The sequence below is a fragment of the Sphingobacterium corticibacterium genome, from assembly GCF_004208525.1.
Taxonomy (GTDB): domain Bacteria; phylum Bacteroidota; class Bacteroidia; order Sphingobacteriales; family Sphingobacteriaceae; genus Sphingobacterium; species Sphingobacterium corticibacterium.
The window spans coordinates 1,279,262-1,304,980 of sequence record NZ_SGIT01000002.1 but is presented as its reverse complement, the minus strand read 5'-3'; the positions used below and the strand labels follow the sequence as shown (position 1 = coordinate 1,304,980).

Genomic DNA, 25,719 nt, shown 5'->3' with positions numbered 1-25,719 from the left:
GAAAGAAACAATGAAAAAGTCATTATATGCAATTTTTGTGGGGCTGATGGTGTCGCTTTCCTCCTGTGACGATTTTCTCGCGGTCGAGCCACCGACAGGATTTACATCCGAATATATCTATTCGTCCGAATCGGAGATTAAGGCTGCACTGGCCGGTGTATATTCACTGATGCTCCGGGACGATGCCTACGGCAATAGGCTGGCCTATGTATACAACTCCAACACGGACGTGGAGATGTCCGGAATCGCTACAAGTGCGGCAAACGTAAACGGAGGCGATATGGCTTGCTTTGAGCCTAAGCCATACTGGACGACGTTGAATGGAACCTGGAATACGATGTATGCGACGATCAATCTGACCAACGATATTATTCAGGGAATAGAAACTTCTGAGCTATATCGAAATGCAGATAAGACCAAGACTTCCACGATCACACAAATGTACGGTGAGGCGAAAACACTGCGTGCTATGTTATACCTTGACCTCATCCGTATCTGGGGCGATGTGGTATTCCGTACTGTGCCTTCCACTTCCGAGGAAGACTTATTGGTAGGCGTTACCGATCGCAATGAGATATTGGAGTTTCTGATCGATGATCTGAAGGTGGTCGAACCGCTGATGTTTTACGCAGGTGAACTGGACTATGGGGTAGAACGCGCTTCACGTGAGTTCTGTCAGGGACTCATCGGGTTGTTGGCTATGAATAGAGGCGGTTGGACACTGCGGCCTAACGTCGGCAATCCAGCCAGTATAGGTTATATGGAACGGGGTGAGAATCACACACATTATTACGATATCGCTATCGAATATCTGGGCAAGGTCATCGACGAGGGCCGACATAACCTAACCTTAAGTTTTGAAGAACTCTGGAACAGGGAAAATAACTGGTCAACTCCCCACAACGATGATATGATCTTTTCTATTCCGATGTTGAAGAATTCGTCTAGCCAGTTTGGCTACTACCTAGGAATACCTATTACAGCAGGGACGCATCCTTATGGCGGCGCTTCGGGCAATCTCAACCTAAATGCGCTATATCTGTATTCCTTCGATAACAAGGATCTCCGCAGAGACGTCACCTGTGCGCCTTACCGCTATAATGAGCGCCTGAATCAGGAGATCCGTCTCGATTTGGCGACATTGCCCACCGGAAAATGGTCCAAACTAAAAATGAACAACCCATTGGGAGTCTCTAGCCAAGCTGGTACAGGAATAAATTTTACATGGATGCGTTTTGCCGATGTATTGTTGCTCTATGCCGAAGCGGTAAACGAGCAGTTCGGCCCACGCGAAGACGCGAAAGAATGTCTGAAACGCGTCAGAAGGCGCGCATTTGAATCTTCGGACTGGAGTACCAAAGTGGATGCTTATGTAGATGTGCTTGGCAATAAAGAAGATTTCTTCAAAGCCATTATGGATGAGCGGAAGTGGGAATTTGGTGGAGAAGGCATCCGTAAATTTGATCTGGCCCGTTGGAACAAATACAGTGAAGTGATTTACCAGCTCTACCATGACATGATCAGCTGGGGTAAAGTGGCCAATGGGGGTTTTGATCCCCATATTCCCGATGCCGCTGCCAGCGTCTACTGGCAGAATATACCGGATCCCAACAATTCTGATCGTACGATTCTGGATATCGTGGGTATTAATGAATTCGTACACGCTAGACCGGCTGGCTATACGGAGCACGAACTGGCAAAAAAATGGTATGCACTGGATAATGCCACCGAAAGCTATGAGCCTATTCCGACTATACGCTGGAGCTTTAGAGGTTTTATCAATTACAATAATGCTGCCCAGGTCAGTCCAACCGATCCACTGCGATACTTGTGTCCGTATCCAAGTAAGGTGATCACTGACCACCGCGGTAAAATACAAAATTATTACGGGTTTAATTACTAAGGTTATGAAATACAAAACAATGATGAAAAGACTATCTATTTTATCCATCCTGTTCTTAGCCGTTCTTTTTACCTTGCTTTTTAACGCGTGCAAAGAGCTAAACTATGATGAAGATATCGACTTGTTTCAGCCGAGATTCGTGTTGACCGAACCGAATGTGGAGGGCAATTCTATCGCCTGCGTATGGTATAAAGTTAATGATGCGGTAGCTTACCAGGTGGATTTTTACCTGGACAATTATTACACCAATCAGTTTGCATCCTATACCGTTACGGATCCACAGATTTTTATAGATGATATTCCGTATGCCACGCGATATTATATCCGTGTACGATCTATAGCTGCGGATACCTTGAACAATTCGCGCTGGACCATGACAAGCGCATTGACGCAACCGCGCCCGGCATTTGCCAGCTTATTGGAGCGTGTGGCTAAAGGGGATATACTGGAAAACTCGGCTATCATCCGCTGGACGATTGATTCCGATAATCCAGTGGATAGTATCAGCCTTGTGCCTGCCATGGATGCTACGCTACCCACGATCGCTCGGTATCTGACGACCGAAGAAATAGGGCAGGGATTTGCAGAGATTGGCTCATTGGAGAAAAACACTCTTTACAACGTAGATATCTACGATACACACAAACCCCGTAAATACGACAAACCCTATAATACGGTTACCTTCCGCACCGCAGGACCTTCTGCGGAGACAGTCATTGTGGGTGCTACCGATGATTTAACGGCAATACTGACGGAAGCGAATAATAACGCGGAAGTGCCTGAAGGCGTAGAGTATTATATTCCTGCCGGCTCGTTCTACAAACTAGCACCATTCCAGATCAGGAAAGGATTCAAACTAGTAGGTGCACCTGGCGGTACCAAAGCGCAGATCGAGATGACGGGTAACTGGGATATTTCTTCGAATGCCTATATTGCCAGTTTGGAGTTTGAAAATATAGAGTTCTTCCAAAATCTGGAGGCCGGTTATTTTCTCAATAGTGGTGGAGGATGGAACCTAGAACAGGTGATTTTCTTCAATTGTGATTTTAAACATTTCAAGCGGGGATTTTGGCGCCATCAGGGAAGCTCCTACAAACGGATTGGCCGTCTGGAAATGGAGAACTGTCTTTTTGATGAGAATGGAGGACATACCGGACCATATGGATTATTTGCCATCAACTCTGGAGGTAATGATAATATCGAAAATGCGAGTTTTACCAATTGTACGTTTATGCGGGATTACTATGGCACGACAGACCGTACCCGGAATATGCGCCATTTGTTTGATTACGGTTCCTCAGCCTATCCGATCAAGCTAGAATATCGAAATATTACGATTTATGATTATGCGTATAATCAGCGATTGATCAACATCTCTTCGGCAGCAGGCTCGTCGTTGGTGTTTGAGAAAGTCTTGATAGCCTCGGCTTCAGGAGCCCCATATGCGATTGCTGCGGCTACGACGACCAGTTTCGACCAGAACTATGCAACGACAGATTACCTTCCGGGATTGACACCGATTGCTGGTACGCCATTGGGCGTTAGCGCGGCAGACCTGTTTGTCAATCCGACAGCAGGTGATTTGACGATAAAAGATATAAATTCCCCGATTGTCACGAATCGGGTCGGAGATACACGCTGGTTACCTTAGCACGATAATTTACTTCGTGCAACGTGAAGAAAGCCCTCCTAGTGGGGGCTTTTGTGCGTGATGCCCGGTTCTTGCTATAAAACAAGAAGGTAGGTGTTTTGGAATATTTAGGTGGGTGAATTGGCATTCCCGCTCATAAATAGAGCTGTCGATTTGCTTTTTAGGGCAAAGACCGTAATATTTGTTTTTGTTTATTGCCAGAGAAGAGGATGAGAATATTTACGCTAACCTTGCTGTTGTTGTCAGTTTTTGTGCGGTTATACGGCCAGCCTAGATCCTCCATAGAGCACTATAGCTTGCAGGAGGGGCTGCCACAGCGTAATATCATGGGCATCACGCAAGACAAGAAAGGGTTTATCTGGTTGGGTACCTGGGATGGTATCTGTAAATTTGATGGGCATACATTCACCTCGTACAAAACCAGTCCGGGGGATGCTGTGGTAATGACCACCAATCGGGTAGACAAGATATTGGAAGATAACGATGGTTATATATGGCTTTGTGCCTATAATCAGGAAACGTTCAAGTTTGACCCACGTACAGAAAAGTTCGTGGCACGGTATCCGGCCAGTAATAAGACGTTCAAGACCTCGCATATACGCGTACAGCCCTCTGGTAATGTATGGCTGACCTCGGAGAAAGAGGGTGCGGTATGTGTCACGAAATCCGGTGAACATGCTTTTTCCTTGGAAAGGAACAATCTGCCGGGGAATAAAGTTTATTCGGTTTACGAAGATCAAGAGGGGGTATCGTGGATACTTACGGATAACGGTGTGACGCAGGTATCGGTAGCTTCCGAAGCGAGTCGTATATTAAATAATTTCTATACAGCGCCCCGATCCGCATTGGATAGGATACCATTTTTTTGTGCATTGGAGACTGACGAGGAAATCTGGTTTGGTTCCGGTCGAGGGAAGATACTTTGTTATCAAAAAACAAGTAAAAGCTTTTTGCCTTTTGAAACCGGCCTGTCTTCCGATATCGTATCGATGGCCAAAGTTTATGATAACTTATTGGTGATATTGAGCGCTAAAGACGGCTTTATCATCTGTGATCGACAGCGCAGCCAACTAAAAAAAGTGGATAGTTCTACCGCCAAAGAACTTCCCACCAACGAGATGATCTCCTGTTTTGTGGATAAAAGCCATAATATATGGCTAGAAACCAATTCCAAAGGTTTGGCACGATATAATATTATAGAGGACAAACTCCGTTACTATACCCCCAATGATTATGGAAACAATAAGGCTGTGCATCCTTCCTTCTTTATTGTGGAGGACAAGATGGGGGGGATATGGACACATCCGCACGGAGGTTTTTCATTTTACGATCCCAAAACAGATAGATTGGTACCCTTTTATAATAATCCTTTGTCGTCCGAGTGGCGGTTTTCGGACGTGTTGCACAATATTTTTCAGGATCGACAGGGCAATCTTTGGATGAGTGCCCGCTCCGGAGGGCTCGAAAAGATTGTATTTGATAATCCGCTCTTCCGGTTAAATGATTTTTACTCCAATAAGGTTTCGGCAACAGGATTTGAGGTCAGGTCTTTTTTACAGGATGATAAGCAACGTATCTGGTTGGGCAGCATGAATGGCTACATTTCTGTCTATGATGCAAAAAAGGAGTTTAAAGGTTTTCTGAATAAGGATGGCAGCATTTCCAAAAACGGAACACCGCTTCGATCGGCGGCAGCCTATAGCTTTCTTCAGGATCGCAAGGGTAAAATATGGATTGGCACCAAAGGTAATGGGGTATACGTGCTCACACCGCACAATGCACCAGGAGAAACATTTCATATTCAGCAATTCGCACATGATGCTTCAGACCGGTTCAGTCTGAGCCACAATGCGGTATACGCCATGCACGAAGATGATCAAGGCCATATCTGGATAGGAACTTTTGGTGGTGGAATCAATCTGTTTGATACGCAGCAACAAAGATTTATCAACCAGAACAACAGATTTGCCAACTATCCATCGGAAATCGGTCTGCGGATCCGCGATATCAAAAGTCGAGGAAATAAGGTCTATGTAGGCACCACATTAGGACTTCTCGTATTGGATATGGATTATGGACAGCGACAGATTAAAACCCATAGGATCTATGCCAAACGCGACAAAAAGGAGAGCGGTCTCCATGCCAACGACGTATATGATGTGTTGGTAACAGGCCAGGATGAAGTGTATGTGGCTACATTCGGAGGCGGGCTGGCAAAAGTTCAGCACTTTGATGCGGAAGGATTTCCGGGAACATTCAAGATTTATGATCGCCAGAACGGTCTGTTGTCCAGCATTGTGCTGTCTATTTCCGAGGATGGGGACCAAAATTTATGGATAAATAGCGAGGGCAGCCTCTCACGCTTCGATCCCCGAACCGAATCGTTTGAGCAGTTCAACGACGTGAGTAGGGCCATTCGCAATCAGAATTTTACGGAAGCATCGCCCTTATTGACGGAAGAGGGAGATCTGATCTACGGATGTGCGCACGGCACGTTGTCTTTTTCTACACATCGGATAGCTAAAAATACATTCACCCCTTATCTAGCACTGACTAATTTCAAGGTCGCTAATCAGGATTATGCCCTCGCGGTACAGATTGATGATGCAGATGAGGTGGTTTTGCAGCATGATCAGAATACGTTCAGTGTGGAATATGCAGCACTCGACTACGCCGATCCCAATGGTATCATGTATGCGTATATGTTGGAGGGTTTTGATGAGGATTGGATTTATGGGCAGCAGCAGCGTATGGCCAACTATACCAATATTCCACCGGGTGAATACGTGTTCAAGGTCCGGTCTACCAATAGCAATGGGAGCTGGACATCCAATACCCGAATGGTGTCGTTGCTTATCCAGCCATCCTTTTGGCTTACAAAATGGGCTTACTTTATATATACCGTGTCTTTTGGTGTCCTGCTGTATATTATCTTTAGGTCGCTGTTCGTTTTCTACCGTATGCGTGACCGTATCAAACTGGAACAGGAACAGGCGGAGCTGAAGACACGATTTTTCACCGATATATCACATGAAATCAGGACGCCACTGACGATGATCGTATCGCCGATCGAACACATGTTACAGCACGGTAAGACCCATGAGATCCTTAAACCGCAGCTTCAGTTGGTCTTGCGTAACGCCAACCGTATGTTGAAAATGGTCAATCAGATTCTTGATTTTCGAAAGATTCAAAACCGAAATCTACAGATACGAGAGATTCCGATCGGGACCTTTATAGAAGAACTCTGTCGGGGATCTTTTCAGATCATTGCGGATCAGGGCGTCACACTGGTCGTGGATAATCAGGTTGGAGATATGAAAATATGGGCGGATTCCGAAGGATTGGAAAAGCTAGCTTACAATCTCATCTCCAATGCCGTCAAGCATGCTGCAGAAGGTAAATGCATAGAAGTTTCGATCCTCTCCAGGGAAAATGCAGTTGCATTGCAGATCAGGGACTATGGAGAAGGCATGACCAAGGATACCCTAGGGAAGCTGTTCACCCGTTTCGTGTCTTTCAGTAAGGATAAGAGCAAACCAAGCACTGGTATCGGACTTTCCATTGTACAGGAGATCGTGGAGAAACACCATGCGAAGATATACGTAGACAGCGAGGTTGGTAGCGGTACGACGTTTACTGTCGAGTTTCTATTGGGTCTAGATCATTTTGTCCACGATACCGAAGTAGAGATCTGTAAGAATGGGGATGCTCCGCAGAATTTGGCGATCCCCGTTATAGATCATATCGAATCTATAGCGCCAGCAGATAAAATGTCTGTTCTGGTTGTAGAGGACGATCCGGATCTCCGGACTTTTATCGCTTCGCTGCTTCAAGAATATTACGAGGTATATGTTGCCGGTGATGGTAAGGAAGGATACGAAAAGACATTGGAGCATATGCCTGATTTTATTTTGAGCGACAGCATGATGCCAACCGTAGACGGAATTACCTTCCTACAAAATGTACGTGACAACCGGGATACTAGCCATATTCCTTTTATTCTATTGACAGCTAAGGCGGGAGAACAGCACGAACTGGAAGGTATCCGCAGGGGAGCAGATGATTATATTACGAAGCCGTTCCGCGTCAACCTGTTGATAGCCAAGATTGACAACATCCTCAAGCAAAGGCGTCTGCATGCCGACCATCTACGAAGTAAGCCAGCGCCAGAACAGGCGGAAGAAGTAAAATCTGCTGTACATAATGCCATTACCGTTCAGGACGAGCTGTTTTTACAGAAATTGCAGGAAAGTGTACTAGAGCATATGGACGACAATACGTTTACAATCGACGATTTGGTCAATCAGACGCATCTGAGCCGTCGGGTTTTTTTTAATAAAATAAAAAGCCTCACCGGACTGGCTCCAGTGGAGTTTGTGCGGGATATACGTCTTACGCATGCGGCTGCGCTCTTAAAGACGCAGCTATATATGATTAAAGAAGTCGTGTATATGGTCGGGTTTTCTGATGTACGGTATTTTACCCAGTGTTTTAAGGAAAAATATCAAATGACGCCGGGGCAGTACAAGAATCGGTTTAAATAATGCGGCTATGCCAATTTGACTAACGAATAGTTCCAAAATGTCCACGGTATTTATAGGGTTTAACCTCTATAATTGCAGGAGTTGACTAATGGTATAATACATATTTTAAACTTACGAATTGGTATATGATCAATCTCTGGACAAAAAAAAATATTCGTTTCGCTGTTTTGTGCTGTTTGCTGAACGTCGGATTCCATATGGCTCAGGCTTTGGAAATTCCGTGCAAGGATTATCAGCGCTTGTATAAAAACCTTCCTTTTGAAATGCCCATTCTTGAGCGACCTGTATTTCCAAAAACCATGGTCAATATCAAAGACTATGGTGGTCAGGCCGACGGAGTCACATTGAATACAGAAGCTTTCGAAAAGGCCATAGCTGGTCTGTCTGCCCAAGGTGGGGGTACGCTGATGGTGCCATCGGGCGTCTGGCTGACTGGCCCTATCGTTTTGCGGTCCCATATTAATCTGCACCTGGAGAAAGGTGCGATTTTATTGTTTTCTTCGGATTTTGACCTGTATCCTTTGGTGACAGCCGTTTTTGAGGGTAGGGAGAGTAGACGCTGCCAATCACCGATATCTGGAAAGAACTTGGAGAACGTGGCTATTACCGGAGAGGGTGTCATCAATGGTTCGGGAGAAGCTTGGCGACCGCTAAAAAAGATGAAGGTATCTGAAGCACATTGGAAGAAGGTGTTACAGTCTGGTGGTGTACTTAAAGACGCAGGCCTATGGTATCCTTCGGCCAGCGCCCTAAAGGGAGATACCGCCGACCGGCAGTCCTTTTCGTCCGAAGCAGATTGGTTGTCCATTAAAGATTTTCTACGCCCTGTCATGATAAGCTTGGTGGAGTGCAGAAATGTGTTATTGGAGGGCGTACTTTTCGAAAACTCTCCGAGCTGGAACATCCATCCCTTCCTTTGCGAAAATCTCATTATCGACAATATACAGGTACGCAATCCGTCCTATGCGCAGAATGGTGATGGATTGGATATCGAATCTTGTAAGAATGTAATTGTAACTGGATCTACCTTTGATGTGGGGGACGACGGAATATGCATCAAGTCGGGCAAAGACGAAGAAGGCCGTGAGCGCGGTCGTCCTACGGAAAATGTTATTATCGAAAACTGCAGGGTGTTCCGTGGTCACGGTGGTTTTGTTATCGGAAGCGAAATGTCTGGTGGTGTCCGGAACGTTTTTGTCTCGGATTGCCAGTTTTTGGGTACGAATATCGGTCTACGGTTCAAGAGCGCCCGCGGTAGGGGAGGTGTGGTCGAGAATATCTATATCCAACGCGTCAATATGTTTGATATTGTCCACGAACCCATGTCTTTTGATCTGTATTATTTTACCAAAAGGACGGATAGCATTCCGGCAGTTGATGTGTCTACACCTATCTTTAAGGATATATACATCAGCGATATTGTAGCAAGTAATGTGGACAAGGCGATGTTTTTTAACGGCCTACCGGAAATGAATATGTCGAATATTAACGTGAGCAATACGGTTATCACGGCTAGAAGGGGAGCGGAACTATCTGATGTAACACAGGTAACGTTTGAGAATGTGGCGATTTATCCCCAGGAAGGTCCGGCACTGCTGCTGAACAATGTGAAGGAGATGTCGGTTAAAGGATTTAAGTACCCGGAGCAAATGCAAAAACCTGTGCTGATCAAAGGAGCGGAGTCCAGAAACATAGATCTACCGCGCGGTATCGCAAACTAGGAACATATCGAGGTAGTACGAATTATTTAAATGAACAAAAGGATGATAAGATTTTTTTTAGCTTTTAGCTTATTTATTGCCGGCACGGTGTACGCACAGGAACCCTACAAGAACCCGGAGCTGAGTTTTGAAGTCCGCGTGGAAGATTTATTAAAGCGTCTGACATTGGAAGAGAAAATTGCGCTAATGCTGGATGTTTCGCAGCCCATAGAACGATTAGGAATGAAGACTTATAATTGGTGGAATGAGGCACTTCATGGTGTGGCACGGACAGGGATTGCGACGGTCTATCCGCAGCCGATAGGTATGGCGGCCACGTTTGATAATCAGGCTGTTTTTGACGTGTTCACTGCCGTGTCGGACGAGGCTCGGGCCAAGAACAGTTATTATATGCAGCGCGGTGAATACGGCCGCTACCAGGGGCTGACCATGTGGACACCGACCATCAACATTTATCGGGATCCACGTTGGGGAAGAGGGATTGAAACCTATGGCGAAGATCCTTACCTAACCAGTTTGATGGGTGTTGCTGCAGTAAAAGGACTTCAAGGACCATCGGGTGAGAAATACGATAAGCTACACGCCTGCGCCAAGCATTTTGCTGTGCACTCCGGTCCGGAATGGAACAGACACTCGTTCGACGCCAAGGATATCAAAGTGCGCGATCTATGGGAGACCTACCTTCCCGCCTTTGAAGCTTTGGTCAAAGATGCACAAGTGAAAGAAGTAATGTGCGCTTACAATCGGTTTGAAGGCGAACCTTGCTGCGGCAGTAACCAGCTACTCCATCAGATCCTGCGGGAGAAATGGGGCTATGAGGGGATTGTGGTAGCTGACTGTGGTGCTATCCGTGATTTTTACGGAAAAGGAGCGCATGAAACACATCCAGATGCGGCAAGCGCGTCCGCATATGCCGTGCTGGCCGGAACAGACCTGGATTGCGGATCGAGTTATAAAGCTTTGGTAGAGAGCGTGCAGAAAGGGTACATCAAAGAAGAAGATATCGACGTATCCGTCCGGAGATTGCTATTGGCACGTTTTCAACTTGGCGAGTTGGACGATCAGGATGCTGTGTCGTGGACCAAAATACCTTACGATGTTGTCGCTTCCGAAGCACATGACGAACTGGCGGTAGATATTGCCCGCAAGTCCATGACCCTATTACAGAACAAAAATAACGTGTTGCCCCTAAAACGCGGTGATCTCACGGTAGCAGTCGTAGGTCCTAATGCCAACGATTCGATTATGCAGTGGGGGAATTATAACGGGACACCGGCTCGTACGATCACTATTTTGGAAGGTATCCGTGCAGCTTTGGGTAGTACGGACAAGCTGATCTATGAAAAGGGATCTTCCCTTGTCGAGAATACGCTGATGGAAAGTGCTTTCGGTCAATGTCGTTCGGCAGATGGCCCGGGTTTTAGTGCTCGTTACTGGAACAATACGGAGCGTAGCGGAGAGGCCGATGTCAAGACACAGATCACGACGCCTTTCAATTTTAATACCATGGGGGCTACCGTATTTGCAGCAGGTGTGGAACTTACCGATTTCTCCGCGAGTTACAATACGGTATTTGTTCCGCAGCATTCGGGTGAGGTCGTGTTTGACTTTTATGTCAACGGCATCGTTAATCTATTGGTAGATGGCAAAGAGGTCAAGGGCGTGAAGGCGAATCACGGGAGTCGGAAGATGTCCCATGGGATGAAAGTCGAGGCTGGAAAATCTTATGACCTGCAAATCGACTTCTTCTATAACAGGGGTGATGCGCAGTTGATGTTCGATTTTGGATATAAGGAAGAAATTAATGTGGCCAAGACAGTCGAAAAGGTAAAGGATGCTGATGTTGTCATCTTTGTAGGGGGGATCTCTCCGTCACTGGAAGGTGAGGAGATGGGCGTTAATTTGCCCGGATTTAAAGGCGGTGATCGTACCGATATCGAACTCCCTGCCGTACAGCGTAATTTAATAAAAGCGTTAAAAGATGCGGGAAAGAAAGTGATTTTGGTTAATTGTTCCGGTTCACCAATAGGATTCGAGCCAGAGGTAGATAACTGCGAGGCCATCTTGCAAGCCTGGTATCCCGGACAATCCGGCGGTAAGGCCGTGGCCGATGTGCTATTTGGCGATTACAATCCGGCGGGACGTCTGCCTGTTACTTTCTATAAAAATGTACAGCAACTGCCTGATTTTGAAAATTATGATATGGAAGGTCGCACGTACCGTTATATGAACGAGAAACCGCTGTTTCCTTTTGGATATGGCTTGAGTTACACCACCTTCGCATACGGTAAGCCTCGTCTGGACAAGGCTAAAGTAAGGACCGGAGAAACCGTCCTCGTGACTGTTCCGGTTACCAATACAGGCGGTATTGATGGCGAAGAGGTCGTGCAGGTATATCTGAATAAAGCAAAAGACAAAAGTGGTCCGCACAAAACGCTAAAAGCATTCCAGCGTTTGCATATTCCCGCTGGACAGACTGTTGATGTTGTACTCGAGCTCTCGGCCAAACAATTCGAGTGGTGGAACGAAGCTACGCAGGAGATGGATGTTAGCGCAGGCAAATTCAATGTTTTTGTGGGCAGCAGCTCGCAGGACAGTGATCTTAAAAAATTAAGTCTGGAGCTGTGGTAGGATTAATTATATATCGCGGGTTTCAATCGTGTTTGCAGACTTTTATTCCATCAATACATTGATGAATAGGACAAATTTTTCTATGTTTGAGGTGAGAATTATGCCCACATGCTAGAAAAAACCAATATACGGAAATCCTGTACCATTGAACAGCATCAGATTGTTGTCGATGATAAACTGATCTGGTCAAGTGAACCCCATGTGTCCTTTTCAGATTTTGCGAAGGGAGCTTTTCTTCATCTGGATATTGACTATCCGAAATTCTATAAGATGGATGCGTTGAGCAAACTGGCTTTTCTGGCTGCTGAATATATCTTACAGGAAGAAGATAAGGATGAGCTTGCTCTTGTCTTAGCAAACAGATCCGGTAGTCTGGATACCGATGTAAAACATCAGGAAAGTATTCAGGATCCCGAACATTTTTATCCACGGCCAGCGACCTTTGTTTATACGCTTGCGAATATCTGTGCTGGTGAGATTGCTATCCGGCACGGTTTGCAAACAGAGCATGCTTTTTTCGTTGCGGAGGAGTTCCCCGAAGAAACGATTACGGCATATGCTAATTACTTGCTGCAATCCGGTAAAGCAAAGCGCGTCTTGTATGGATGGGTAGAATATTTTCAGGAAGCGTATCGGGCAGTTTTGTATATTTTTTAGTGAATGCGGCGCATTTTGTTTAGGTTTGTTTTTATTTTGAAGAGTGATGACAGCATTAAAAGAAGAGCTAAAAAAGCAAATTATCAACGTACTAAATCTGGAAGATATTACCCCCGAGGATATACAGGATGACGAGGCTTTATTTGATGAAGGGTTAGGCTTAGACTCAATCGATGCATTGGAGCTGATTGTATTGATGGATAAAGAGTATGGCATTAAATTGTCTGACCCGAAGCTGGGTAAGTCTATTTTTCAGTCTATCGAAACGATGACAACCTATATTTCGGAAAATAGAACGAAGTAATGACAGGCGAGGGCGTTGCGGTAACTGGTTTGGGTGTTATTTCTTCGATTGGAAATACATGGGAAGAAAACCTGCAGGCTTTACAGACAGGTAAACATGGCCTTTCACGAATCGCAAACTTTCCTACACGTTTACAAGAATATATTTGGGTAGGCGAGGTAAAATCCAGCAATGACGAACTGGCGGACAATCTGGAGCTATCGCCACCTCATTCCTTTACGCGAACAGCTCTTTTAGGCGCTTATGCCGCCCGCCAAGCACTAAAATCCGCTAACATTGACGATGTCAATCAGCTAAGGACGGGATTTCTATCATCAACAAGCGTCGGTGGTATGGACTATACCGAACGATATGGTCCCACCTATCTTACATCACCCGAATGGCGTCGTTATATCCCTTCGCATCCAGCAGGCGATTCCTCCCATAAAATAGCGAAATATCTGGGTATAAAGGGACTCGTCACGACCGTGAGCACAGCGTGTTCGTCAGCCGCCAATGCTATCATGATGGGTGCCCGTTTGATTCGTTCTGGACGCCTGGATCGCGTCGTCGTAGGCGGAACGGATGCCTTGAGCAAGTTTACGATTAATGGATTTCACACCTTGATGATCTTATCGGATGCACCTTGTCGACCCTTCGACAAGCACCGTAATGGGCTTAACTTGGGAGAGGGTGCGGCATATCTCGTGTTAGAATCTCAAAAAACGGTAAAACAGCAAGGTAAAAATGTGTTGGCCTACCTAACGGGCTATGGCAACGCAAATGACGCGTTTCACCAAACAGCATCTTCGGAAAATGGAGAAGGAGCATTCCTGGCCATGCAAAAGGCCTTAGCCGTTGCGCAGTTGCGGTCACAAGACATCGATTATATCAATGTGCATGGGACAGCTACACCGAACAACGATTTGTCGGAAGGGCGGGCCATGCAACGTATCTTTAAAAATAAGACACCTTCTTTTAGCTCAACGAAGCCTTTTACAGGACATACATTGGCTGCAGCGGGTGCCATCGAAGCTGTATATAGCATGTTGGCATTGCAACAGGATCTGGTATTTCCGAACCTTCATTTCGATACACCGATGGAAGAATTCGATATGATACCGCAGACGATGGTACAATACCGATCGGTGTCTCATGTGCTCTCTAACTCTTTTGGGTTCGGGGGTAATTGTTCATCCCTTATTTTTTCAAAAGCTTGAAAAGACGTGTATTTATAAACGGTATTGGTGCAGTGACAACGCAGGGTGTGTGGCGACCGGATTTTTTTTCAGCAGCACGGGAAATCGATCAGGCTATTACCACTGCTGATCAGCCGTCGTATAAAGGATTGGCTTCGCCAGCGGCGATCCGTCGTATGTCGAGAGGTATGAAGATGGGGATGTATGCCGCACAACAAGCGTTAGCGGAGGCTGCTGTGACGACGCCGGATGCCATTATTACCGGAACCGGATTGGGGTGCTCCGAAGATTCTGATAAATTCCTCCGTAGTATGTGGGAAAACGACGAACAATTTCTCACACCAACATCTTTTATCCAATCTACGCACAATACCGTCGCTGCTCAGATCGCGCTGCAGCTGTCCTGCAAAGGATACAACGTAACACACGTAAACGGAGCAAGTTCTTTTGAATCGGCTTTGTTGGATACACTATTGTTGTTAGTATCTGGAGAGCATAAAAATGTGTTACTGGGAGGAATTGATGAGGTCGCCAAACAGACTTATGCTTTTCTGCAGGCTGCGGGATATATCAAAGCAGATGGTGTCCGGGAAACGGTTAAAAACAGCCTGTCGCCGGGAGTTAATTATGCAGAAGGTGCTTGTTTCTTTTCCATGGGCATCGATCAAACAGAAACATCGTATGGGGAAGTCGTGGATATCGCCTTGCAAAACGAGTTGGATATAGCAGAAACAGGATCCTTTTTACAGGATTTTCTGACGACAAACGATATACAGCCAACGACTATCGATGCGGTTGTCCTAGGCTATAATGGTGATGAACAGGATGATTTATTCTATATAGCTATACAGCAAATACTTCCATTCGCCACACCGTTATATTATAAGCAGTTAAGTGGTCAGTTTGATAGTTGTTCGGCTTTTGGTTTAACGGTGGCTGCTTCTGTGCTACAACAGCAGACCGTTCCTTCTATGTTGTATTGGAACGATAAAAGTCTGCCAAAAACTGTCTGGAAAAATATCTTGATCTATAATCACTATCGGGGTAAAGATCATTCTCTCGTTTTTGTTCGGGCATGTTAAAGCATAAGGTATTATATCCCTTGTTTCTAGTAGCCGGATTTATCACGATGCTCATCGGCATCTTTGGATACTCTTTTGCTTGGTTTCTTGTCATTTTACTGTTGTCGGTTGGTTTGACCGCTTGGGGTACGTTTGATATCCGTCTAGGATATTTTATCCCCACTTTTTTTCGAAAAAAAAGCCATGCACAACGACAGGTCGCGCTGACTTTCGATGATGGTCCTTCTCCTTATACTGCCGAAGTGCTGCAATTATTGAAGACTTATCAATTCAAAGCGACCTTTTTCTGTATCGGAAAACAGGTTTCGGCGTATCCGCATATCACAAGGATGATTATCGACGAAGGGCATACCATCGGTAATCATACCTACAGCCATCCTAAAAGTTTTGGTTTTTTAAAAGAAAGGGAAATTGTTACAGAGCTGGAGCGATGTAATTTAATTATACAACAAATCGTAGGCAAAAAGCCACAATTCTTCAGACCGCCGTTTGGGGTGACTAATCCATTGGTAGCAAAGGCTGTCCAATACACGAAACAGCACGTCATCGGGTGGAGCAATCGCTCGTTAGATACGGTGATAGGAGATGATGATAAAATCTATCGCCGAGTGCGCCAAAAGTTGAAATCTGGGGATATTATCCTTTTTCATGATACCTCACAACGCACGGTCGATGCCCTAAAACAGCTGCTTCCTTATTTACAGAAACAAGGATATATATCGGTTTCTGTAGATGATTTGTTAAATTTGCAGGGATATGAATGATAAATTACTGTATTTATTGTTTTTTTTGATGCCTTATTGCGGATGGGCACAGACGAGGGAAATGACGGCAAATGAACAGGCCAGCTTTCAGAAGTCCTTACAACAGCTTGTAGAAATCAAGACTGTATCGGCAGATTTTGTGCAATACAAGCACCTTAGCTTTATGAAAAAGCCAGTGGAGTCGGCTGGAAAGCTGTATGTAAAACATCCCGATAAATTGAGCTGGGCATATACGGCACCTTTTCAGTATAAGATGGTGTTCAAAGACCATAAAATCTATATCGATGACCAGGGGAAGAAGCAAACGATTGAGATCGGAAACAGTAAGCAATTTGAAAAAATAAGTGCGTTGGTTTCTTCCAGTCTGCGCGGCGGCAAATACGACGAGAAGGAATTTGCGGTTTCCTATCTGAAGCAAGGCAACGCTGACATGGTACGTTTGACACCGAAATTAGCGGGTGCGAAAAAGTACATTAAAGAGATTGTCCTTTTATTTTCGTCGACGGATAAGCACATAGAGGAGGTGAAGCTTGTCGAACCCTCCAACGACTATACGCATTTTGTGATAAAGAATAGAAAAGTAAATACAACGATTGATGAATCGATTTTTAACCTGTAGTTTTTTCCTGCTGTTATTTCTTGCTTCTTGTGGCACATACCGTTATCCGAATGCCTCGGGGATCCGCGAATCAGCAACCCAGGAACTGAATAATTATTACATCGACACCACGCAGACGTTTGTGTATCGGGCGAAACTGCATGCTTTTAAAAAAGAGATGAATGGTAGTTTGATGATCAAAACCTTGGGACGCAATGAACATCGTGTAGCGTTGGTGAGTGACTTTGGTCAAACCTTATTTGATGTCAGTATTTCGCCGGATGGGCATGAATTGCATTATGCGATGCACGACTTGAATAAACGCCGTGTAGTAAGGGAAATTGTCGATATTTTTCGGACAATGACCACACAGCGCCATGCTACATCGGCCGTGATGTTTGCCAATCAACAGCATTATTATCCGGTGTATGTCGTGGATAACAACTACTATGTGTTGAAAGAACGTAAAGTAGAAAGGATCCAGCAAGCGAAAGGAGCTAAAGCGTATTTAGCGATTGTTTATCAGGGGTGGAATGCAGAAGATATTCCCACAAGCATAGCGATAGAACATAAAAAGTATCCCATAACAATAGATCTTGCGCTAGATGTAAATCAATCTATCCTATAAAACGAGTGATATGACCTTATTACCGGATTTTTATCGCGTGGAGCATATACGATCTCTGTCGGATAATCTATATGTGGCGGAGGTACGTCTGAACCCTTCCCACGCCATATTTGACGGTCATTTTCCCGGTAATCCGGTTGCTCCCGGGGTGTGTATGATGCAGATCGTGAAGGAACTAACAGAGACCGTTGAACAAAAATCTCTTTTCTTAGTGCGTGCCTCCAATGTAAAGTTTACGGCCTTAATCAATCCCAATGAGAACCCTGTGCTACAGTTTGCGCTTGAAATCTCCTACGATAACGAGGGGCAGTTAAAAGTCAAAAATACTACGACCTTTGGAGAAACCATGGCACTCAAATTGACACATACGTATAGGATCGTATAGGAAAAAATGGATAAATGGTTGAACACGAAACGATAAGGAGAGAAATAGAACGTTTAGGGATAGTCGTTATTATACCTACGTATAATAATGAAAAGACCCTGACACGTGTATTGGATGGTGTGCTCCAATATACCCCTCATGTCATCTTGGTCAACGACGGTTCTACGGATACGACACCAACGATCCTACACCAATATCCCGAAATAGAAATTATCACATCAACCCATAATCAGGGTAAAGGCATGGCACTGCGAAAGGGGATAAAGCGGGCGAGAGATCGGCATTTTGACTATGCGATAACCATCGATTCTGATGGTCAACATTACCCGTCTGATATTCCGGTGTTTGTTGATGCTATTGCTAAAGCGACTTGTCCGGTGTTATTGATCGGAAGCCGTAACATGAGCCATGATTCCGTACCGCGGAAGAGCAGCTTTGGTAATAAATTCTCGAATTTCTGGTTTTGGTTGGAAACAGGTGTTAAATTAACCGATACGCAATCGGGATTTCGGGCCTATCCGCTCCGCGCTATATCGCAAAAATTTTATACCCGTAAGTTTGAGTTTGAAATAGAGATTATCGTTCGCGCGGCTTGGCGCGGCGTTGACGTAAAAAACGTTCCCGTGGGGGTGTTATACGATCCCGATGAACGCGTGTCCCACTTTCGGCCTTTCAAAGATTTTACGCGTATCAGTATATTAAATACGGTACTGGTTTTTTTGACATTTTTTTATATTCTCCCCCGTAATTTCTTCCGCAGCTTTAAAAAAAAAAGATGGTCTGACTTCGTACGGGAAAATATATTAGGCAGCACGGATTCGCCTATAAAAAAGGCATTGTCGATTGGGCTGGGTGTTTTTATGGGTATAGCACCTTTTTGGGGATTTCAGACCGCTATCACGATTACGTTAGCGGTTTTCCTACGATTGAATAAGGTACTTGCTTTCGTCTTTTCCAATATTAGTTTTGCGCCATTTATTCCGATCGTGATATACGCCTCCCTGTTGGTGGGTGGCTTGGTCTACCCGTCTCCGTCATCGTTTCAGCTTGATGGGGTATCTTTAGATACTATTAAATCACATCTTTGGCAATATGTTATCGGTAGCTTCTTGTTAGCGAGCGGCATGGCCATTGTAATAGGTTTTTCCAGTTATTTTTTTATTAAGTTCTATCATCAAAAACCCGTTTCATCGCCGTAATGGAGAAGATATTCTATCATATCTATGTTTGGGTTCAGCGTAATAAAGCCTTTGCTGCTCTTGTAGCCGTCTTGTTTTTAGTAGGGTGTAGCTTGTTGGCCTCCCATCTTCGCTTTGAAGAGGATATTACGCAGGTTATCCCGAAAAATGAGCAGACAGATGAATTTTCCAAAGCACTGAAGCAAATTAATTTCGCCGACAAAATAACGGTTTTAATAGAAAACAAGACGCGTACGGAACCTGATGCCCTGACAGCGGCGGCGCAAGTGTTTATAGATTCCATCCAGACAGACAGCCTATATATCCGTGGGATTACGGGTAGAATAGGACAGGAAGAAATGGAGGATACGTATGATTTTGTGTATCAAAACCTTCCCCTGTTTTTAAATGTAGGGGATTATCGCTCGATCGCCGAGCGAATACAACCTGACACGATTTCGGAACGGGTTGCTCAAAATTACCGTACCTTGATTTCGCCGACAGGTTTTGTTATGCGGAATTTTGTGCTAAAAGATCCATTGGGATTGGCTTTGTTAGGTTTGCAAAGGATGCAGCAGCATACGGTGGGGGAAAATTTTATGCTCTATGATGGGTTTATAACCAGCACCGACACCAGCCAACTACTGCTTTTTCTGGATCCGACTTTTCAGGGTACAGATACAGAGCATAATACCGCGCTGGTAGATCATCTTTATCGTTTGCGAGACACCTTGCAGCAGCAATTCGGGCAGAAAGCTACGATTTCCTATTATGGAACCGCTTTTATCGCTGTAGCGAATGCCAAGCAAATCAAGAAGGATATTTCGACCACCGTACTCATCTCGATGTCGGTACTCATGCTTTTGTTGATCTTGTTTTATCAGCGGATATATATTCCACTATTGGTTTTTATACCCACCATTTTCGCCAGCTTGTTTGGCGCGGCTTGCCTTTATCTGTACAAACCTGTTATCTCAGCGATTTCCTTGAGTGTGGCCGCGGTGCTGGTCGGTATTACGATTGATTATGCGCTGCACATCCTGACACACTATAAAAAATCGGGGAATGTCCGCGAGCTATACCAGGAATTGACGCGTCCGCTGTTGATGAGTGGAGCAACGAATGCGGTGGTGTTTCTCTGCCTGTTATTTGTACGTTCGGAAGCGCTGGTGGACTTGGGTATCTTTGCCTCGATCTGTATTTTTTCTTCTGCTGTTTTTACCTTGCTCATCGTGCCGCATCTTTATCGTCCGAAGCGTGAACTTCGGGCAAATGCTATACTGGATAAATTGGCCGCATTTCCGTTTGAACGCAGCAAGGTGCTGATTGCTGTTTGTTTGGTGTTGATGGTGTTGAGCTGCTTTACAAGCGGACGGGTAGGGTATAACCATAATCTGGGTGATTTAAATTTTGTACCACCGGTTTTGCGGGAAACGGAGCGCAAATTAGATCAACTCACCAATACTTCGTCCAAATCTGTTTATCTAGTGGCTACGGGCGAAACCTTTGACGAGGTGGCCAAGAAGACAGACCGTTTAATGGGGTTTCTGCAGGAGGCGAAAACCAACCAGGAAATTGTAGATTATAATGGTTTTATGCTACCTCTTTCCGCTAGTTTACAAGAAGAGAAGATCGCGGTATGGAATCAGTTTTGGAAAAGCCATGCGAAGGATGAACTTATCGAGCAATTACAAGATGAAGGCGAAAAATATGGTTTTGAAAGGGAAACGCATGCTGATTTTTATACCTTACTAAAGGACGAACCAAAGCCGATAGGATGGCGTGACTTCCAATCGCAACAGGCTTTGGGGTTATCAGATTTCATGGCGGAACAAGATAGCTTTTTCACCATTTCTACCTTAGTAAAGCTGGATGAGGCGAAACGCGAACTTTTCCTTCGGACGATCAAGGAAAATGCGGATGTATTGGTTGTTGATCGCCAACAGCTGAATGAAACATTTTTAGGACAACTGCGTGCTGATTTTAACCGCTTGGTGAGCTATTCCTTCTTTGCGGTGCTTTTTATACTTTGGGTATTTTTTCGCCGATTGGAGTTAGTGCTGTTGAGTGCGATTCCGATCGGTCTTACCGGTTTGGTCACTGCGGGGCTTATGGGGTTGTTTGGCTTGGAGCTCAATATATTTAGTGCGATTGTATGTACGTTGGTTTTCGGACATGGTGTGGACTTCAGTATCTTTATGACGGCTGCGCTGCAAAAGCAGTACAGTACGGGTAAAGATACGCTGCAAACCTATCGGACCTCGATCTTGTTGGCGGTATTGACCACGGTGTTGGCGATTGGCGCCATGGTCTTTGCGAAACATCCTGCATTATTGTCCATCGCATCGGTTTCCTTGATAGGTGTCTTTTCGGCAGTCATCATTACCTTCGTGTTCTATCCGATGTTATTCCATTTCTTTATTTCCAATCGGGCGGAGCAGGGAAAATCGCCTTTTACGATAACAATCCTCTTATTGTCTCTGTTATTTTTTGTTTACTACGGAATAGGCTGTTTGGTCATTTCTTTTTTCGGTAGGGTGGTCCTTGCTGTTTTACCGCTATCAAAGGAAAAGAAAGATGTGTTTTTCCGCAAGACGATGGCTGTGTTTATGAAATCCGTGTTATATCTGCATCCACAAACAAAGCATAAAACGATTAATTTAGCGGGAGAGACCTTTGAAAAGCCCGCTGTTATTATTGCCAACCATAGCTCATTTTTAGATACCCTATCGCTCGGCATGCTGGTGCCCAAAGCTATTTTTCTCGTCAATGATTGGGTCTGGAATTCGCCTATTTTTGGACGTGCAGTAAAAGCTTTGGGGTTTTATCCCGTGCGTCAAGGATTAGAAAGCGGAATGGATATCCTTCGGGAGAAAGTGGCACAGGGCTATTCGTTGATCGTGTTTCCGGAGGGAACGCGTTCGTATGATAACGTGGTAAAGCGTTTCCATAAAGGCGCATGCTATCTGGCGGAACAGCTGCAGCTGGATATATTGCCTATATACCTCCTGGGAAATGGGGACGTATTACCGAAGAGTGATGTGCTTATCTTTGGAGGTGCTATGACACCGGTTATTGGAGAACGCATACGGATAGATGATGCTACTTTCGGTGAGGGGTATCTGGCGCGTACCAAAAGCATGATGCAGTATTTTCGGCAACAGTATAGTGCTTTGCGCCGAAAAGAAGAGGGGGTGTTTTATTTTCAACGGAAAATACAGCTCGCATATTATTATAAAGACGAGGATATTTTAAGATCTGTTAAGCATAATATAACGCAATTTTCGGCTTATTACCACGAGCTGCATCAGCATTTAGGGGACGCCGAGCGGATGGTGCATATTTCCGACACATATGGTGAATTCGATTACCTGTTGTCTTTACAAAGTGGCAACCGGAAAGTGCTAGGTATCATTGCAGATGAGGAGAAACATGCGGTAGCGAAGAGTATTTATTGGAAAAAATGGCGCCACGTTCGTTTTGTTTCACACCTGGATGTGCAATATGCGGTGCTCATCGTTCATCCGCTCGTCGAATTCATTCGTTTGCCGGTTTCCTTTTTGGAGAGCTTTAAAGAAATCTATACCTTTAAAAAAGAACAAGGTTTACAGCCTTTAGGGTGGAAAGAGGACGTATTATCGGACACACTAATTCGCTATTATAAATGACGGAAGCAACAGATAAACAATATGATGTCGTTATCGTAGGGAGCGGACTCGGCGGTTTGGTGTCGGCGGTTATACTGGCTAAGGAGGGATTACACGTTTGTGTGTTGGAAAAAAACAATCAGTTTGGTGGAAATCTGCAAACTTTTTCCCGCGATAAGAAAGTGTTTGACACCGGCGTACACTATATTGGGGGCTTGGCGGAGGGGCAAAACCTGCACCGTTATTTTTCGTATCTCGGAATTATGCCCCATCTCCAACTAGAACCGATGCCGGAGGTTTTCGACCAGATTTGTTTTGCGGATGAAGCAAGCTGTTACCCTATTGCACAGGGGTACGATGCTTTTGTGGAGGGCTTATCGGCTTATTTTCCGTCGGAGCGCGCGGCCTTGAAGCAGTATATTGCTGATTTACAATATACGTGTAAGGCATTTCCTTTGTATTATGCGGAAGAGGGAGAGGGATATGCATCAGCGGTTATCAGCCAAAGTGTGAAGGCCTATTTCACGGAATTGACAGGGAATGAACGGTTGCGGGCGGTATTGGTGGGGAATAATTTTTTATATGCAGGGCAAGACGATAAGACGCCTTTTTATGTTCATGCACTTGCGGTGAATTCCTATATCCAAAGTGCCTACAAATGTACGCTTGGCGGAAGCCAGATCAGTAAATTATTGATCCGGGAACTGCGGAAGCTGGGTGGGGAAGCCTACAAACGTGAAGAGGTGATAAAGCTGGAAATCCAGGAGCAACGGATACGTTGTGCAATAACGGCTCATGGCAAACGGGTTAACGGAAAGTTATTTATTATGAATATTGACCCTAAACGAGCTTTACAATTGGTCGGGAAAGCGCATTTTCGGAAAGCTTTTTATGACCGTATTCAAACCTTACCTGTCACAACTTCTTCCTTTAGCGTACACGCGGTGTTGCGAGCGGCAGAAGTTCCCTACCATGCCCATAATGTATATTGCCACCAAAGCGCGCATACGGTATGGCATGCTGCTGCTTACAAAAAAGAAGATTGGGGCAATATGTTCATGCTGTCCATGACAGAGGATCCTCGGCATCCCGGTTATGCGGATACCTTTACGGTTCTTACCTATATGCATTTTGAGGAGGTGGAGGCATGGGCGGATACAATGAATACGGTTGTTCATCCCGATGGGAGAGGATCGGCGTATGAAGCTTTTAAAGAAGAGAAAACGGAACAGTTATTCCAGAAAATGAAACATCGTTTTCCCGAATTGGTGGAGGCTGTGCATCGAACGTATGTATCGACCCCTTTATCCTATCGAGACTATATCGGGATGTACAGGGGTAATCTATATGGTCACATGAAGGATGCGAGCGATCCTTTGAAGACGTTCATTGCACCAAAAACAAAGGTGGAGAATTTGTATTTGACGGGGCATGGGGTGTATATGCACGGCATTTTGGGGGTGACCGTGGGGGCAATAGCAACCTGTTCTGAAATAGTAGGGAAGTCCTATTTGTTAAACAAGATCGGAAAACGTAATACAACATCATGAAACATCAGGTCGTTATGGAGAGGCAATCCCCGGAAGAAATCAAGGCTTACCAAGAGGAGCTCTTGCGAAGACAATTGGTTTATCTGCGGGCGCATTCTCCCTATTACAAACAATTGTTTGAAGATTATGCTATTGACATCGAGACGATTCGCACGCTAGCAGATTTAAGACGGATACCGACAACGCGTAAAGATGATATCCAAGCGCATAATGATGATTTCTTTTGTGTGGAACGCGAAAAGATTATCGATTATTGTACCACCTCGGGAACATTGGGTCGACCGGTAACTTTTGGACTTACAAACGACGATTTGGAACGGTTGGCCTACAACGAAATGCGTTCGTTTCGAACGATCGGTGTCGAACCGGGAGATGTGGTGCAATTGATGACAACGATGGACAGGCGATTTATGGCGGGTTTGGCCTACTTTCTCGGTCTACGGAAGCTTGGTGCGGGTGTTTTACGGGTGGGATCGGGTATCCCGCAATTGCAATGGGATGTTATTTTACAGCATAAGCCCCGATTTTTGATTGCAGTACCTTCTTTTCTCTTAAAGATGATTGAATATGCAGAACAGCAAAACATTGATTATCGTAACGCTGGTATAGAAGCGGTTTTATGTATAGGTGAGTCTTTGCGGGATGCCGCGCTCAACGATTCTTTGTTGACACAACGCATTCGTGAAAAATGGCCGTTAAAATTGTATTCTACGTATGCATCGACAGAAATGGGAGCGGCTTTTACCGAATGTGGGGCTTTCCAAGGCGGACACGTGCATGAAGATCTTATTATTACGGAAGTACTGGACGAGGAAGAGCAACCTGTGCCTGACGGTGATCCTGGAGAGCTCGTTATCACGACCTTAGGTGTCCAAGGTGTGCCGTTATTACGATTTAAAACGGGTGATATCGTCCGGAAACATACGGCACCTTGTGCCTGTGGTCGTCACACTTATCGGATTGGTCCGGTAGAGGGAAGAAAGCAACAGATGGTAAAATATAAGGGTACGACCTTGTATCCACCGGCCATGCACGACTTACTTGTTGGCTTTCCCGAAATTGAACAGCATATCATCGAAATATCGCACAATGATATTGGGACGGATGAAATTGTCATTTATATCAGTACAAAGGAGACAGCCGAAGAATTCCTGATGCAGATCAAAGATCACTTCCGGGCAAAATTACGGGTGGCACCTCGTGTGGAAAAACGACCGTCGGAAGAGCTACAGCGTATTATTTTTAATCCATTGAGCCGAAAACCGATTACCTTTATTGATAGGAGATAGTTTGTC

17 protein-coding genes are annotated in these 25,719 nt (G+C 45.0%); all 17 read left to right on the top strand.

What is annotated here, in order from left to right; translation table 11 throughout:
* Positions 1-10: 10 nt before the first annotated feature.
* The 17 genes from EWE74_RS13595 (at position 11) to EWE74_RS13515 (ending at position 25,713) form a co-directional block, all read left to right on the top strand.
* Positions 11-1,903, top strand: coding sequence for a RagB/SusD family nutrient uptake outer membrane protein (locus tag EWE74_RS13595; protein WP_130142064.1), 1,893 nt, complete (start codon positions 11-13; stop codon positions 1,901-1,903).
* Positions 1,904-1,907: 4 nt separating this feature from the next.
* Positions 1,908-3,554 carry a hypothetical protein gene (locus tag EWE74_RS13590; RefSeq protein WP_206365232.1) on the top strand — a complete coding sequence of 549 codons (1,647 nt, stop codon included), beginning with the start codon at positions 1,908-1,910 and terminating at the stop codon, positions 3,552-3,554.
* Between the two features lie 209 nt (positions 3,555-3,763).
* Positions 3,764-8,101, top strand: coding sequence for a hybrid sensor histidine kinase/response regulator transcription factor (locus EWE74_RS13585; protein WP_130142062.1), 4,338 nt, complete (start codon positions 3,764-3,766; stop codon positions 8,099-8,101).
* A 125-nt stretch (positions 8,102-8,226) separates the two neighbouring features.
* Positions 8,227-9,822, top strand: coding sequence for a glycoside hydrolase family 28 protein (locus EWE74_RS13580; protein ID WP_130142061.1), 1,596 nt, complete (start codon positions 8,227-8,229; stop codon positions 9,820-9,822).
* Positions 9,823-9,864: 42 nt separating this feature from the next.
* Entirely contained in the window at positions 9,865-12,453 is a 2,589-nt protein-coding gene (gene xyl3A, locus EWE74_RS13575) for a xylan 1,4-beta-xylosidase (protein WP_206365231.1), read from the top strand.
* A 108-nt stretch (positions 12,454-12,561) separates the two neighbouring features.
* Entirely contained in the window at positions 12,562-13,110 is a 549-nt protein-coding gene (locus tag EWE74_RS13570; protein WP_130142059.1) for a beta-ketoacyl-[acyl-carrier-protein] synthase family protein, read from the top strand.
* A gap of 46 nt (positions 13,111-13,156) precedes the next feature.
* A complete protein-coding gene (locus tag EWE74_RS13565) occupies positions 13,157-13,414 on the top strand; it encodes a phosphopantetheine-binding protein (protein ID WP_130142058.1) in 258 nt (85 codons plus the stop codon).
* Positions 13,414-14,613 (top strand): beta-ketoacyl-[acyl-carrier-protein] synthase family protein, encoded by a 1,200-nt coding sequence (locus tag EWE74_RS13560; protein WP_130142057.1) that lies wholly within the window; start codon positions 13,414-13,416, stop codon positions 14,611-14,613. Before EWE74_RS13565 ends, EWE74_RS13560 begins: the two co-directional genes overlap by 1 nt.
* Positions 14,610-15,674, top strand: a complete 1,065-nt coding sequence (locus EWE74_RS13555; protein ID WP_165384717.1) for a beta-ketoacyl synthase N-terminal-like domain-containing protein — start codon at positions 14,610-14,612, stop codon at positions 15,672-15,674. The genes EWE74_RS13560 and EWE74_RS13555 overlap by 4 nt, the downstream gene beginning before the upstream one ends.
* Entirely contained in the window at positions 15,668-16,438 is a 771-nt protein-coding gene (locus EWE74_RS13550; RefSeq protein WP_206365230.1) for a polysaccharide deacetylase family protein, read from the top strand. Before EWE74_RS13555 ends, EWE74_RS13550 begins: the two co-directional genes overlap by 7 nt.
* Positions 16,431-17,057: an outer membrane lipoprotein carrier protein LolA gene (locus EWE74_RS13545; RefSeq protein ID WP_130142055.1), complete on the top strand. Its 627-nt coding sequence runs from the start codon at positions 16,431-16,433 to the stop codon at positions 17,055-17,057. The genes EWE74_RS13550 and EWE74_RS13545 overlap by 8 nt, the downstream gene beginning before the upstream one ends.
* Positions 17,035-17,664: a hypothetical protein gene (locus EWE74_RS13540; RefSeq protein ID WP_130142054.1), complete on the top strand. Its 630-nt coding sequence runs from the start codon at positions 17,035-17,037 to the stop codon at positions 17,662-17,664. The genes EWE74_RS13545 and EWE74_RS13540 overlap by 23 nt, the downstream gene beginning before the upstream one ends.
* A 10-nt stretch (positions 17,665-17,674) precedes the next feature.
* Positions 17,675-18,049 (top strand): hotdog family protein, encoded by a 375-nt coding sequence (locus EWE74_RS13535; RefSeq protein WP_130142053.1) that lies wholly within the window; start codon positions 17,675-17,677, stop codon positions 18,047-18,049.
* A 14-nt stretch (positions 18,050-18,063) separates the two neighbouring features.
* Positions 18,064-19,248, top strand: a complete 1,185-nt coding sequence (locus EWE74_RS13530; protein WP_130142052.1) for a DUF2062 domain-containing protein — start codon at positions 18,064-18,066, stop codon at positions 19,246-19,248.
* Entirely contained in the window at positions 19,248-22,895 is a 3,648-nt protein-coding gene (locus EWE74_RS13525; RefSeq protein ID WP_130142051.1) for a 1-acyl-sn-glycerol-3-phosphate acyltransferase, read from the top strand. The genes EWE74_RS13530 and EWE74_RS13525 overlap by 1 nt, the downstream gene beginning before the upstream one ends.
* Entirely contained in the window at positions 22,892-24,424 is a 1,533-nt protein-coding gene (locus EWE74_RS13520) for a phytoene desaturase family protein (RefSeq protein WP_130142050.1), read from the top strand. Before EWE74_RS13525 ends, EWE74_RS13520 begins: the two co-directional genes overlap by 4 nt.
* Complete coding sequence (locus tag EWE74_RS13515; protein WP_130142049.1) at positions 24,421-25,713, top strand: phenylacetate--CoA ligase family protein; 1,293 nt, start codon at positions 24,421-24,423, stop codon at positions 25,711-25,713. The genes EWE74_RS13520 and EWE74_RS13515 overlap by 4 nt, the downstream gene beginning before the upstream one ends.
* Positions 25,714-25,719 lie beyond the last annotated feature (6 nt).